This window comes from Pseudoalteromonas sp. SR41-1, assembly GCF_014164015.1.
Taxonomy (GTDB): Bacteria; Pseudomonadota; Gammaproteobacteria; order Enterobacterales; family Alteromonadaceae; genus Pseudoalteromonas; species Pseudoalteromonas distincta.
Map to the genome: position 1 here is coordinate 12,107 of NZ_JACJEK010000028.1, position 14,407 is coordinate 26,513.

Annotated in this window: 13 protein-coding genes; 2 read left to right on the forward strand and 11 right to left on the reverse strand. The window is 39.6% G+C overall.

The window, feature by feature from the left end:
• Window positions 1-30: 30 nt before the first annotated feature.
• Window positions 31-1,038: a rhodanese-related sulfurtransferase gene (locus H5118_RS18920; protein WP_182749706.1), complete on the reverse strand. Its 1,008-nt coding sequence runs from the start codon at window positions 1,036-1,038 to the stop codon at window positions 31-33.
• Between the two features lie 208 nt (window positions 1,039-1,246).
• Here H5118_RS18920 and H5118_RS18925 point away from each other — a divergent pair, with 208 nt between their 5' ends.
• On the forward strand, window positions 1,247-2,575 hold the full coding sequence (locus H5118_RS18925; RefSeq protein WP_182715358.1) for a DEAD/DEAH box helicase: 1,329 nt from the start codon (window positions 1,247-1,249) through the stop codon (window positions 2,573-2,575).
• 2 nt (window positions 2,576-2,577) lie between these two features.
• Window positions 2,578-3,411 carry a S1 RNA-binding domain-containing protein gene (locus H5118_RS18930; protein WP_002961188.1) on the forward strand — a complete coding sequence of 278 codons (834 nt, stop codon included), beginning with the start codon at window positions 2,578-2,580 and terminating at the stop codon, window positions 3,409-3,411.
• A gap of 39 nt (window positions 3,412-3,450) precedes the next feature.
• Here the strand turns inward: H5118_RS18930 and H5118_RS18935 are convergent, their stop codons facing one another.
• The 10 genes from H5118_RS18935 to gyrA form a co-directional block, all read right to left on the reverse strand.
• Window positions 3,451-3,825 (reverse strand): hypothetical protein, encoded by a 375-nt coding sequence (locus tag H5118_RS18935; protein ID WP_024595713.1) that lies wholly within the window; start codon window positions 3,823-3,825, stop codon window positions 3,451-3,453.
• A 93-nt stretch (window positions 3,826-3,918) separates the two neighbouring features.
• Window positions 3,919-4,623 carry an orotidine-5'-phosphate decarboxylase gene (gene pyrF, locus H5118_RS18940; protein WP_149602755.1) on the reverse strand — a complete coding sequence of 235 codons (705 nt, stop codon included), beginning with the start codon at window positions 4,621-4,623 and terminating at the stop codon, window positions 3,919-3,921.
• Window positions 4,624-4,667: 44 nt separating this feature from the next.
• On the reverse strand, window positions 4,668-5,804 hold the full coding sequence (gene lapB / locus H5118_RS18945; RefSeq protein ID WP_002961182.1) for a lipopolysaccharide assembly protein LapB: 1,137 nt from the start codon (window positions 5,802-5,804) through the stop codon (window positions 4,668-4,670).
• Between the two features lie 2 nt (window positions 5,805-5,806).
• Complete coding sequence (locus H5118_RS18950; RefSeq protein ID WP_039489780.1) at window positions 5,807-6,088, reverse strand: lipopolysaccharide assembly protein LapA domain-containing protein; 282 nt, start codon at window positions 6,086-6,088, stop codon at window positions 5,807-5,809.
• A 21-nt stretch (window positions 6,089-6,109) separates the two neighbouring features.
• Window positions 6,110-6,397, reverse strand: coding sequence for an integration host factor subunit beta (gene ihfB, locus H5118_RS18955; RefSeq protein WP_002961178.1), 288 nt, complete (start codon window positions 6,395-6,397; stop codon window positions 6,110-6,112).
• 67 nt (window positions 6,398-6,464) lie between these two features.
• On the reverse strand, window positions 6,465-8,132 hold the full coding sequence (rpsA, locus tag H5118_RS18960) for a 30S ribosomal protein S1 (protein WP_002961176.1): 1,668 nt from the start codon (window positions 8,130-8,132) through the stop codon (window positions 6,465-6,467).
• A gap of 95 nt (window positions 8,133-8,227) precedes the next feature.
• Window positions 8,228-8,938, reverse strand: coding sequence for a (d)CMP kinase (gene cmk, locus H5118_RS18965; protein WP_154903185.1), 711 nt, complete (start codon window positions 8,936-8,938; stop codon window positions 8,228-8,230).
• A 106-nt stretch (window positions 8,939-9,044) separates the two neighbouring features.
• Entirely contained in the window at window positions 9,045-10,322 is a 1,278-nt protein-coding gene (gene aroA / locus H5118_RS18970) for a 3-phosphoshikimate 1-carboxyvinyltransferase (RefSeq protein ID WP_154903187.1), read from the reverse strand.
• Window positions 10,322-11,404 (reverse strand): 3-phosphoserine/phosphohydroxythreonine transaminase, encoded by a 1,083-nt coding sequence (gene serC / locus H5118_RS18975; protein ID WP_024595544.1) that lies wholly within the window; start codon window positions 11,402-11,404, stop codon window positions 10,322-10,324. Before serC ends, aroA begins: the two co-directional genes overlap by 1 nt.
• 158 nt (window positions 11,405-11,562) lie before the next feature.
• Complete coding sequence (gene gyrA / locus H5118_RS18980; protein WP_002961163.1) at window positions 11,563-14,262, reverse strand: DNA topoisomerase (ATP-hydrolyzing) subunit A; 2,700 nt, start codon at window positions 14,260-14,262, stop codon at window positions 11,563-11,565.
• Window positions 14,263-14,407 lie beyond the last annotated feature (145 nt).

Sequence of the window (14,407 nt, forward strand, 5' to 3'; positions counted from 1 at the left end):
TGGGCTAATAAAAGTATTCATTAATAAATGTTATTTACCGCGCTGAGCATCCTTTTGCGCTTTTTTAGCCTCTTTACGTTGCTGTAAAACTGCCTGTGCTTCGCTACCAATATGGCCTTCACCACGCGCTTGCGCGAGCTCAATCTGTTTTTGGCGTTCAGCAAAGCGTGTCCGCTGTTCGTCCGTTACTTCTTCAATACAATGATGGCAAGATACACCTTCCATGTATTCAGGCTTTAACTTTTCGTCTTCTGTAATTGGCATACGACACGCGTGGCATTGATCATAAGAGCCTTTTTGTAGGTCATGATCAACCGCAACGCGATTATCAAATACAAAACACTCGCCTTCCCACATGGTTTCTTCTTTTGGCACTTCTTCTAGGTATTTTAAGATACCGCCTTCAAGGTGATAAACTTCATCAAAACCTTGCTCTTTCATGTAGGCTGTCGATTTTTCGCAGCGGATACCGCCGGTACAAAACATCGCCACTTTTTTGTGTTTCTCAGGGTCTAAGTTTTCTTTTGCCCACTGTGGAAATTCGCGAAAGGTTTTAGTATTTGGATCGACCGCATTTTGAAATGTACCAATTTCAATTTCGTAATCATTACGTGTATCAATTAAAATTACTTCAGGGTCAGATATAAGTGCGTTCCACTCATTTGGCTTTACATAGCTACCCACAACTTTAAGCGGATCTACGCCTTCAACGCCCATCGTTACAATTTCTTTTTTTAGTTTTACTTTAGTGCGGTAAAACGGGCATTCATCGTCGTAAGATTCTTTTGTAACGATGTTTTTTAAATTTGGTTGCTCATCTAGCCATGCTAATAAGTTGTCTATCCCTTCTCGTTTTGCAGAAACAGTGCCGTTTATACCTTCGGCAGCGAGCAATAAAGTACCGCGTACTTCATTTGCTTCCATCACTTCTAGTAATGGCTTACGGATAGCTTCAAATTCAGGTAAACCTACAAACTTATACAGCGCACACACTACAAAGTGATCGCCCGTTACATTATCTTTATGAACAACAGTCATTATATTTCCTATTTTGCCTTGTTAGCCAATATTGGCGTCTACCGAATCGTAAATCCGGCGCATATGGGGCGCGTATTTTACGCTTTTTTAGTTTAATTGCAAAAAATAGCGCTATAGATTGGTTTTTACTGTTAGCGACCTAGCTGTGTAAGCTATAATGTGCTGATAAATTTATAGAGTTAATTTGCTCATTTTGGAGAAACACACATTGCAGTTTACTGATCTTGGGATTGATACACGCCTTGAAACACAACTAGCACATCAAGGGATCACCCAGCCCACCGATATTCAAGCGCATGCAGTGCCTACCGCACTTGCAGGGCATGACATTTTCGCTCAGTCTAAAACTGGGTCGGGCAAAACCTTGGCGTTTTTATTACCTGCTGTACAAAGGGTTATGAAACAAAAAGCACTCAGTAAACGCGATCCTCGTGTACTTATTGTTGCTCCTACGCGTGAGCTTGCTACGCAAGTATTTACTCAGCTGCGTTTATTAATTGCTGGTACAGCTATTAAGGCAGTTAAAATACTTGGCGGCGAAAACTTTAATGACCAAATAAAAGCACTTAGAAACGACCCACAATTCGTAGTTGCTACACCTGGGCGTTTAGCTGATCACATTACAAAACGCTCATTGCAATTGAGTGGACTAGAACTGCTTATTTTTGATGAAGCCGACCGTATTTTAGATTTAGGCTTTACCGAGCAGTTAAAAATGATTAACGAGCAAGCTAATCACCGTCTACGTCAAACGTTATTGTTTTCTGCAACACTTGACCATGCACAAGTAGATGCACTATCACGTAACCTATTAAAAAAACCAAAGCAAATTACGCTAAGTGCAGCAAATGAGCAACATAGTGATATTAAACAAACGTTATACCTTGCCGATCACCTTGATCATAAAGAAGCGTTATTAGAGCATTTTTTAAACCAAGATGATGTTGGTCAATGTATTATCTTCACAGCAACGCGTTCTGACACGAGCCGTTTGAGTGAAGCGCTTAATGCTAAAGGCTTCAAATCTGTAGCGCTTGCTGGTGATTTAACGCAAAACAAACGTTTAGATATCATGGATTCGTTTAGTCGCGAAAACTTTAAAATATTGATCACCACCGACGTTGCATCTCGTGGTTTAGATTTGTTGAGCGTAACGCACGTTATTAACTTTGATTTACCAAAACACGCTGAAGAATATGTACACCGCATAGGTCGTACAGGACGTGCTGGCTTTAAAGGAAATGCAATTTCATTAGTTGGCCCAAAAGATTGGGCAAGTTATTTAGCTATTAAAGCATTTTTAAATGACGAATTAAAATTTGCGAGCATAGAGAGCTTAAAAGCTAAGTTTAAAGGTTTAAAAGAGAAAAAGCCTGAGGCAGCGTGGGACAAATCTAAAGAAAAAGCCGCCGCTGTTAAAAAGCCTGCATTTAAACGCAAAGCTAAACCTAAAAAGCCTACAGCACCAATTAAAGCACCGATGAACATTGATGGCGATACACCAATGCGCCGTAAAAAAAAGCCTGAGCAGGAATAATTATGAGTTACCTAGGAACCACACAAACATTATTTGTAAAAGAAGTGAGTAACGAAGGTGCTTACTTAGACGGCCATGATTTAGGTGAAGTATTTTTACCAAAACAAGAAATAAAACATGAGCTTGAAGCGGGCGATAGTATTAGTGTATTTATCTTTTTAGACAATGCTAATTTAGCCACAGCAACAATAAAGAAACCACATGCTCAAGTTGGCGAGTATGCCCTACTACGCGTTAAAGAAATAAATAGTATTGGGGCATTTTTAGATTGGGGGCTTGAGAAAGATGTGCTTGCACCTTTTAATGAACAAAAGCCACGCATGCAAGAAGGCCATTCTTATTTAGTACGCCTGTACCTTGATAATGCAAGCCAACGTATTTGTGCCTCAAACAATTTTAATCGTTTCTTATCAAAAGATGAGCCGCAATATACTCACTTACAAGAAGTGGATTTAATTGTTGCTGGCAAAACAGATATTGGCTACAAAGTATTAATTGAAGAGTCGCACTTCGGTGTTGTTTTTTACAATATGGTATTTAAAAGCTTATTTGTGGGTCAAAAGCTTAAAGGCTATATTCAAAAAGTACGTGACGACGGAAAAATTGATGTTGTACTAGAAAAGCCAGGTATGGGAAAAGTAAGTGACCTTGGTGAAACTATTATGCAAAAGCTTAAAAACGAAGGCGGTGTTATTCCACTTGGTGATAAGTCTGATCCTGAAGCAATAAAAAAGATGTTTTCTACAAGTAAGGCTAATTATAAAAAAGCAATTGGTGGCTTATTTAAACAAGAGTTAATAGATATTGAAGCGAAATCCATTCGCTTAAGATCTTAATTATAATTGGCTGTAATTACTAATAATAACTGTTTGTAATTAACCTAAAATATATTTATAAGGCAATGTACATTGCGTATATTGCCTTGAATAATCAAGCACTTCAACTTCCGACTCAAGATTGAGCGGCGCCAAACGAAAAACCTTTTTTTCACATTCTGTTTTTTTATCATCGAGCTTTGATATACATTCACTAACGCTTACATGCTGAGATATGAGTGTATCTTCATTTTTGTAACACAGATGGTGAGCATAATCTTGCATTGTTTTTTTAAAATCAAACATATCGACTGGGTACGTTGGAATTATATCTGTAACGGTTGTTACACCATCGTATGCTTTATTAGAAAAAACGTACTTATTTACTGAAAAACCCGCAATAACAATTACTATAGAACCAAAAAATAACTTCAAAACAAACCCCTACTACATTTTGATTTTATTAATGTAACATAAAACTCACATAAGGTAAGGGGTTTTAGCACTATATGACTGCTTATTGTTAAATTAAGCTATAGAGTTATTAACATCACTAAGCACTTTTACAGGATTATCTGCTTGAGTAATCGGTCTGCCTATAACTAAATAGTCACTTCCTGAATCTATAGCTTGCTTAGGTGTCATTATACGCTTTTGATCACCCGCATCACTCCCTTCAGGGCGTATACCAGGCGTAACAAGCTTAAAGCTATCACCTAACTCTGTTTTTAAAGCTTTTGCTTCTTGTGCAGAACACACAACACCATCAAGCCCAGCTTCCTTTGCAAGCTTAGCTAAATAAATAACTTGCTCTTGAGCTGATTTATCAACACCTAAACGCTTAAGCTCTGTTTCATCCATACTTGTTAACACAGTAACAGCGATAAGTAATGGCGCTTTGTCACCAAATTTCTCTAGAGCCGATTTAGCTTTGCTCATCATTTCAAAGCCACCAGATGCATGAACGTTTACCATCCACACCCCCATTTTAGCAGCTGCAGTAACCGCTTTAGCTACTGTATTAGGAATATCATGAAACTTTAAATCTAAGAAAACATCAAAACCTAAATCAATTAACTCTTTAACAAATGCAGGTCCAAAATAGGTAAACATTTCTTTGCCGACCTTGAGACGGCAAGTATCAGGAGAAAGTTGTTTAACAAAGTTTAAAGCAACTTCTTGATCATCGTAATCTAATGCAATAAGAATTTTTTTTGAGTGTTCGAAAGACATAACTATCCTAGTGAATGGCAGTAAAGTTATAAATTATGGGGTTATTAAAATCCGTCTAAGCCTCGACTTGGAACAATGGTTTCCCAATGCTTACAAGAAGGGCAGTTCCAATATATGGTGTAGCTTGTAAAACCACAATGCTGGCATTGGAAATCTGGTTTTGTAGCAATATAAGAGGTTACAAGCTTATCAATTTCGTTAAGTACTTCTTTAGTATTTTTATTTTGGTCACCCATTAATTGCAGTAAAAAACTAAAACCACGAATAGTAGGTTGACGTTTTAAGCTATCAGTTAAAAATTCAAAGGCTTGCTTGGTGTGACCTTGCTCAAGTAATGCTTGGCAATGCTTTATTTTAATTAATACTCCGCCCTTCTCTAACAAGTCACTGACTAACTCGTGAAATTGATGCGTCAAATTCAATTGTTTATAACTGTGTGCCAGCTCATCAATAAACAACGGAGCAAACAAGGTAAATTGAGAGACAAGTTCACGCCAGTAATAAATAGCTTTAACGTAATCTTCTTTTGCGTAAGCAACTAACCCTAACTCGTAAAGCGGACGCACGGCTTTATAATTTAAGCTAATGGCTTTTCTCATTAGTTGGGGTGTATTGTCACTTAAAGCTGACTCACAATAAAAATTAGCAATTGCTTTAAATTGCTGTTCTTTTGAAAATAGTTCGCTATGGGCTTCAAACATGTTGATGCCTTTTTCCCACTCACGGGTTTGCGAATATAAAGTGATAATAGGGTCCAGGGCTTCTACATGCCCTGCTTTAACTAGCCAAACTAAGTGCTCTTCCGCACTATCTAGTAGTCCGGCCATTATATAATCTTCGGCTAATTCTAAACGGCTAGTTGCAGCTTGTTGTTCATTTAAGCTTGGGTGTTTTAATAGAAGTTCGTGAATTTTTATTGCGCGGTCTAATTCACCTCTACGGCGAAACATGGTGGCAAGTGTAGAATAGTGTTCAACCGAGTCGGCTGAAACTTCAAGTAAGTTGATTAAATGCTCTAAGCCTTGATCTTCTTCTCTATCGAGTAGAAATTTTAAGCCTTTGCTATATTCAGAAGTGATCTGACGATTAAGTTGATGAGCTTGGTTTTTAGCACTGTTTTTACCCATAATCCAACCGTAACCAGCGGCAACAGGTAATAGTAAAAACAAAAGCTCAATCATAGTTAGGTGTCTTTATTCGCGGCAAGCTTTTTTTTATCTTTTTCAGGCGCTAATTGCTTTTTTAAGCGGTAGTTTTGCCACTTTAATTGCGAAAACAATTTAAAGCTAATAAAACAACCAATCAAAACACCTAATAAAAAGCAGATACTTATTATTACAGCTAAAGGTAGCGTATTACTGGCTATAATGTAATTTACTTGTACTAACTGTGGGTTTTGTGACCCTAATACAAATGCACTGATAAGGCATAGTGCAACCAGAATAATTTTTAATACCTTGAACAAGTAACTACTCCACTAAGTTAACTAGGCAATGCTTTCATTCACGCGGTCGCGTAATTCTTTGCCTGGTTTAAAATGAGGTACATGCTTTCCTTCAAGCTCAACTGTATCGCCAGTCTTAGGATTACGACCTGTGCGAGGAGCGCGGAAATGCAAAGAGAAACTACCAAAACCTCTGATCTCAATACGATCTGAAGTAGATAATGAGCCGGCCATTTGTTCAAGAATTTCTTTTACAGCATTCTCAACATCTTTCACTGGAACGTGTGCGTGTTGTTCCGCAAGTATTTCTATCAATTCTGACTTAGTCATAGCGTTTCCTTAAAAAGAGATATAGGAAGGGCAAAAAATGCCCTTCCAACTAAAAACTAATTATATATTAGTCTTTTTGTGCATTTGCGAAAGCAGCTGCCATTGCGTTTTCAAACACTGGCTCTTCTTTCTTAAGCTTCTCTAGTACTTCTTTCTCTTCTGCTTCGAAAAGAGCTTTTACAGATAAGCTTAAAGTGCGGTTCTTACGATCAACACCAACGTATTTAACTTCAATCTCGTCGCCTACAGAAACAACAGTAGTTGCATCTTCAACGCGCTCTTGAGCGATATCAGCTACACGGATGTAACCTTCAACGCCTTCGATAAGTTCAACAGTTGCGCCTTTCGCATCAACTTCAGTCACTTTACCTTTAACAATAGCACCTTTTTTGTTTGCATCAAGGTAGTTATTGAATGGGTCAGCTTCGATTTGCTTAACACCTAGAGAGATACGTTCACGCTCTGGGTCAACTTGCAATACGATAGCAGTGATTTCGTCGCCTTTCTTGAATTCACGTACAGCTTCTTCGCCAGGTGTATTCCAAGAAATGTCTGAAAGGTGTACAAGACCGTCAATACCACCGTCAAGACCGATAAAGATACCGAAGTCAGTGATTGATTTGATCTTACCAGTAACTTGATCGCCTTTGTTTTGTAGACGAGCAAATTCCTGCCAAGGATTAGCAATACATTGCTTAAGACCAAGAGAAATACGACGACGTTCTTCGTCAATTTCTAAAACCATAACTTCAACAGTGTCGCCAAGGCTTACAACTTTTGAAGGATGGATGTTCTTGTTAGTCCAATCCATTTCAGAAACGTGTACTAAACCTTCAACGCCTTCTTCGATTTCCACGAAACAGCCGTAATCTGTAAGGTTAGTAACACGACCAGAAAGTTTAGAACCTTCTGGGTAACGACCAGCGATAGCTGCCCATGGATCTTCACCAAGCTGTTTAAGGCCTAGAGAAACACGAGTTTTATCTTTGTCGAATTTTAGAACTTTAACTGCGATTTCGTCGCCAACATTAACGATTTCTGAAGGGTGCTTAACACGCTTCCAAGCCATATCAGTAATGTGTAGTAGACCATCAACACCACCAAGGTCAACGAATGCACCGTAGTCAGTAAGGTTCTTAACGATACCTTTAACTTCTTGGCCTTCAACAAGGTTAGCAAGAAGCTCTTCACGTTCTTGTGAGTTTTCAGATTCGATAACTGCACGACGTGAAACAACAACGTTGTTACGTTTTTGGTCAAGCTTGATTACTTTAAATTCAAGCTCTTTGCCTTCAAGGTGAGTTGTGTCACGTACTGGACGAACATCAACAAGTGAACCAGGTAGGAAAGCACGGATTGAATCAACTTCAACTGTGAAACCGCCTTTAACTTTACCGTTGATAACACCAGTAACAGTCTCTTGCTCTTCACATGCTTTCTCAAGACGGATCCATGCTTCGTGACGCTTAGCTTTCTCACGAGAAAGGATAGTTTCACCGAAACCGTCTTCAATTGCATCTAGTGCAACATCTACTTCGTCGCCTACAGCAACTTCTAGTTCACCAGCAGCATTTTTGAACTGCTCTGCAGGGATAGCACTTTCTGATTTAAGACCAGCATCTACAAGTACAATGTTATTCTCGATAGAGATTACTGTACCTTTAACGATAGAGCCTTGCTCTGCTTCAAAACCCTTTAAGCTTTCTTCAAATAACTGCGCAAAATTTTCTGACATACGAATATACGTCTCATATATTAATACCAATAAGCAACCATGCTGCATGGGGTTGTTAAAATAGCACTGGCATCCTGCTGGCGCATAAAATGTGTTTAGCTTCGTTTAGGAAGCTTACCTTCAGAGATAGCAATATCCAATAAAGTTATTACCTTATCAAACACTTGCTGTGCATTAAGATCGCTAGTATCGATCTCAATAGCATCCTCTGCAGGTACAAGCGGAGCAACGGTGCGATTCATATCGCGCTCGTCACGAGCTTGAATGTCCTGTAATAGACCACTTAGTGTAACATCAAGGCCGCGCGTATTCAACTCAACAAAGCGTCTACGAGCACGCTCTTCTGCACTGGCTGTTAAATATATTTTTAACGGCGCATCTTGAAAAACCACAGTGCCCATATCACGGCCATCGGCAATTAAGCCATTTTCAGTGCGAAATGCACGCTGGCGACGTAATAACGCTTCACGAACGCGAGGTAACGCTGCAACTTTTGAAGCCGCAGCGCCTACTTCTTCATTACGAATAGTAGTGGTTACATCTTCGCCTTCTAAAATAACTTTTCCTGCATTAGTTTGGCTATCTACCAAAAACTGCACATCTAAATTTGCAGCAAGCGGGACAAGCCCTTCTTCATTGTCTAATGCAATTTGGTGATGAAGTGCAGCTAAAGATAAAACACGATAAATCGCACCGCTATCTAATACATCCCACCCTAACTTGTCGGCTAACAAGCGACAAACAGTTCCTTTACCTGAACCACTTGGGCCATCAACGGTGATCACGGGCATTAATAACGCCTGCATTTAAAACCTCCTGCAATGCACACCTAAATAAACCGCGACATTATACGTCAGTTATTAAAATATATCTGCTATTAGTGTGTAACTTTTGTAATTACTTCTAATTAGCTTATTCACTGACTGACGCTAAAACATTGAAAAATGTAGGAAATGTTTTATAGGTACACTTTGGATCATTAATTGTTATTGGCTTTCCACCAACGGCAACCATTGCAAAACACATGGCTATACGGTGATCGTCGTAAGTATCAACAGCAACATCATTAAATGTTTCAGGTGGGGTGATCTCTATAAAATCTTCACCTTCTACAACCTGTGCGCCTACTTTACGAAGCTCAGTTGCCATTGCATATAAACGGTCTGTCTCTTTTACTCGCCAGTTATAAATGTTACGAATGGCTGTTGGGCCTTTGGCAAAAAGAGCAACAGTTGCAAGAGTCATAGCTGCATCAGGAATTGCATTGGCGTCAATATCCACACCTTTTAGTTCGCCTTTGCGAACAACTAAACGCTCATCATACCAATCAATTTTTGCGCCTACTTGCTCCATTACTTTGGCAAAGCCTATATCACCTTGCACCGACTTGGCACCCACGCCCTTAATTTCAATCTCACCGCCTGCAATTGCAGCCGCAGCAACAAAGTAAGAGGCAGAAGATGCATCGCCTTCAACCATTATGCGATCTAATGATTGATACTGTTGACCACCTTTAACTTTAAAGGTTGCATAATCACTGTGCTCAACATTAACCCCAAAACGTGCCATTACATCAAGTGTAATATCAATATAAGGTTTAGAGACTAAAGTACCTTTAATAGTTATTGTTGTATCACCGTTAAATAATGGCGCTGCCATTAATAGAGCGGTTAAAAATTGACTTGAAATACTGCCGTCAATTTCAACCTCACCGCCTTTTATTTGGCCACCCACAATTTTAAGTGGTGGGTAGTCTTTGTGCTTTGTATAAGTAACATCACCACCCAATGCTTGCAGCGCGTCAACCAAGTGCCCTATCGGGCGCTCTTCCATACGTGGCTCGCCAATTAGCTCGTACTTACCAGCAACGGCAGCAAGTACTGCCGTTAAAGGTCTATAAGCAGTACCCGCATTACCTAAAAACAATGGCTCAGTCGGTGTATTAAACACACCACTAACACCCTCTACGGTGGCTACAGTGCGGTCATCATTTAAAGTTACATTTACACCTAATAACTTTAAGGCGCCCAGCATATGGCGTATATCGTCACTATCAAGTAAGTTTTCTACAACGGTAGTACCGCTTGCAAGTGCTGCTAATAATAAAATTCTGTTCGATAGACTCTTTGAACCTGGTAGGGTTACTGTGCCATTTACTCTAGAAATAGGTTCTAAACGAAGCTGCTCCATTAGCTGTGCTCCTTTGCAAAAGCAGCCATAAAGTCTACAAGTGCTTGAACACCTTCAATAGGCATTGCGTTATAAATACTTGCGCGCATACCGCCCACAATTCTGTGGCCTTCAAGAGCGAGTAACCCTGCATCTTTAGACTGAGCAACAAACTTATCATTTAAGCTTTCATCATTAAGCCAAAACGGAACATTCATACGTGAACGGCAATGTTTAGCTACTTTATTGGTATAAAAGCTCGATTCATCAATAAAGTCATAAAGTAGCTGCGCTTTAGCAATATTTTGAACTTCCATCGCTTTTACGCCACCATTACTTTCAAGCCATTGAAATACTTCAGCAGCTAAATACCAAGCAAATGTGGGAGGCGTGTTAAACATGCTGCCTTGTTTTGCTTCTAATGCGTAATCTAAAATGCCTGGCTTAGGTAAGCCTTCACGCTCAAGTAATGTTTTACGAACAATAACGATTGATATGCCCGACGGGCCGATATTTTTTTGCGCACCAGCGTAAATTAAATCAAATTTATTAACGTCTATTTCGCGTGATAAAATAGTTGACGACATATCAGCAACGATCGGTGCAGTTGGGTGGCTTGGTACATCAAAAATTTCTAAGCCGTCAACCGTTTCGTTAGGGCAATAGTGAATGTAAGATGCATCTTCTGGTAACACCCAATCAGCAACCTGTTTAATAGAAAACTCGCCATTGGCATCATTACGCACATCAATAGAGGTTGCTTGAGTAAACTTGTTGGCCTCGTCTGTTGCACTTTTTGACCACACGCCGTTTTCGCAATAAACCGCAGCTTTGCCTTCTTGGTGTAAATTTAATGGCACAGCACTAAACTGACCACGACCACCACCATGCATAAACAGCACTTCAAATTCATCACTGATATTCATTAGGCGACGAAGGCTGGCTTCACATTTAGCTGTAAGGGCTAAAAACTCTTTGCTACGATGGCTTATTTCCATCACAGACACACCTAAATCTTGCCAATCTAGAAACTCTTTTTGTGCTTTTTTCATAACCGCTTGCGGAAGCATAGCTGGCCCCGCACAAAAATTATATTTACTCATTACCTTTGCCTCATTCCAGTAATTTAACTACTAAGCATGAATGCTCAATACCCACCCACTAAACCTTTGAGTTTTAGTGAATGAATATAACTTCACACCCTATTAATTTTTTTCAACAACATTAAAAAAAGCGGCCAAGGCCGCTTTTTCAATATCAATTATTCTGAAGGAGGATTATCATCCGCTACTTCATCAATAACCGTATCTACAGTTTCAACGTCTTCAATATCAATCAAGTCACTTTCTGTAACTTCAATCTCTTCTATACGTTGTAAACCAACTACTTGCTCTTCGTCAATAGTTCTGATCAAAATAACACCTTGGGTGTTACGTCCAACCGTAGAAACTTCATTAACGCGAGTACGTACTAAGGTACCACGATTTGAAATAATCATGATTTCGTCGTTATCATCAACTTGTACAGCGCCAACAACAGCACCGTTACGCTCACTCACCTTGATAGATACAACACCCTGTGTTGCACGGCTCTTAGATGGGTAATCTTCTAGTTGTGTACGCTTACCGTAACCATTTTCAGTTACCGTTAAAATAGCACCGTCAGTTTTTGGTACAATTAACGATACTACGCGTTGATCATCGGCCATTTTAATACCACGAACACCTGTAGCGGTACGACCCATTGGGCGAACGCCTTTGAAACGAATCTCAGGGTTACCTTCTTCGTCTAATACTGGGTTACCGTTTTCATCAACAACTGTTGTTTCTTCAGCTTCTTTAAAGCGTACAACTTTACCTGCATCAGTGAACAACATAATTTCGTTGCTACCATCGGTAATATCAACCCCAATCAGGCTATCGCCATCATTTAAGTTAACAGCAATAATACCGCTTGCACGTTGGCGACTGTAAGCCGTTAATGGTGTTTTCTTAACTGTACCAAATGCTGTTGCCATAAAGATGTATTTATCTTCTGCGTACTCGCGTACTGGCAATATAGCAGTAATACGTTCATCAGCTTCAAGTGGTAACAAGTTAACAATTGGCTTACCGCGCGCTGCACGACTCGCTAGTGGTAACTGATATACTTTAAGCCAATATAAACGACCGGCCGTAGAGAAACACAATATAGTATCGTGTGTATTTGCAACTAATAGACGCTCGATGAAATCTTCATCTTTCATCTTCGTTGCTGACTTACCTTTACCACCACGACGCTGTGCTTCGTAATCAGACAATGCCTGATACTTCACATAACCTTCGTGAGAAAGCGTTACTACTACGTTTTCTTCGGTAATTAAGTCTTCAAGGCTGATATCGTGAGCAGCTGCATTAATTTCAGTGCGACGCTCATCACCATATTGCTCTTTAATTTCAACTAGCTCGTCACGAATAACTTCCATCAAACGCTCAGGAGTTGCCAAAATATAAAGTAGTTCAGCAATTAATTCTAATAACGCTTGGTATTCGGTCAAGATTTTTTCGTGTTCAAGACCTGTTAGCTTATGTAAACGCAAATCAAGAATTGCTTGAGCTTGTTGCTCAGAGATATAATATTGACCATCGCGAATACCAAGTTCGCTCGCTAACCAATCTGGACGAGCAACATTGTCTTCACCTGCTTTTTCAAGCATACCTTGTACATTACCTAATTCCCACGGACGCGCTGTTAAAGCAATTTTAGCTTCAGCAGGTGTAGGGGATTTACGAATAAGTTCGATAATTGGGTCAATGTTTGCAAGCGCAATCGCTAAGCCTTCAAGCGTGTGTGCACGGTCACGGGCTTTACGTAAATCAAATACTGTACGACGAGTTACTACTTCACGACGGTGAATAATAAACTCTTCTAACATTTCTTTTAAATTGAAACATTTAGGTTGGTTATTAATTAGCGCAACCATATTCATACCAAACACAGTTTGTAACTGAGTTTGTGAATACAAGTTGTTTAAAATAACTTCGCCTACGTCACCACGTTTGATTTCAATAACGATACGCATACCGTCTTTATCTGATTCATCACGTAGCGCACTAATACCTTCAATTTTCTTATCTTTAACCAGCTCAGCAATTTTTTCAATTAAACGAGCTTTATTAACTTGATAAGGAATTTCGTGAACGATGATTGTTTCACGGCCTGTTTTTTCATCGGTTTCGATGTCGGCGCGTGCACGCATGTACACTTTACCACGGCCAGTTAAGTAGGCTTGTTCAATACCCTTCTTACCGTTGATAATTGCAGCCGTTGGGAAATCAGGACCAGGGATATAATCCATTAACTCTAAAATAGTTAAATCTGGATTTTGAATAAGTGCCAAACAACCATTTACAACTTCAGTTAAGTTATGTGGTGGTATATTTGTAGCCATACCTACTGCAATACCTGACGAACCATTCACTAATAAATTAGGAACTTTCGTTGGTAAAACATCAGGGATGAACTCAGTGCCATCGTAGTTAGGAACGAAATCAACCGTTTCTTTTTCAAGATCGGCTAATAACTCATGCGACATTTTAGCCATACGTACTTCTGTATAACGCATTGCCGCTGCTGAATCACCATCAACCGAACCGAAGTTACCTTGGCCATCTACTAGCATATAACGCAGTGAGAATGGCTGAGCCATACGAACTATCGTGTCATAAACTGCACTGTCGCCGTGTGGGTGGTATTTACCGATTACGTCACCGACCACACGGGCCGATTTTTTGTAAGGCTTGTTCCAGTCATTACTAAGCTCGTTCATTGCAAACAAAACGCGGCGATGAACAGGTTTTAAGCCGTCACGTACGTCTGGTAATGCACGTCCTACAATTACGCTCATTGCGTAATCTAAGTAGGAGTTTTTTAACTCGTCTTCAATATTGACTGGCAGAATTTCATTGGCGAGATCAGTCATTTGATATCACATTCCTTCAGTATCAGCTCTCAACAACCCGGTATTGGGTATTAAGAGTATTGTTATTATTTCTAACAGCCATGCTATCACAATTAATTTTAATTTACAGGCGCAAAACTTTGCGATTTATCAATTTAGCCCTATA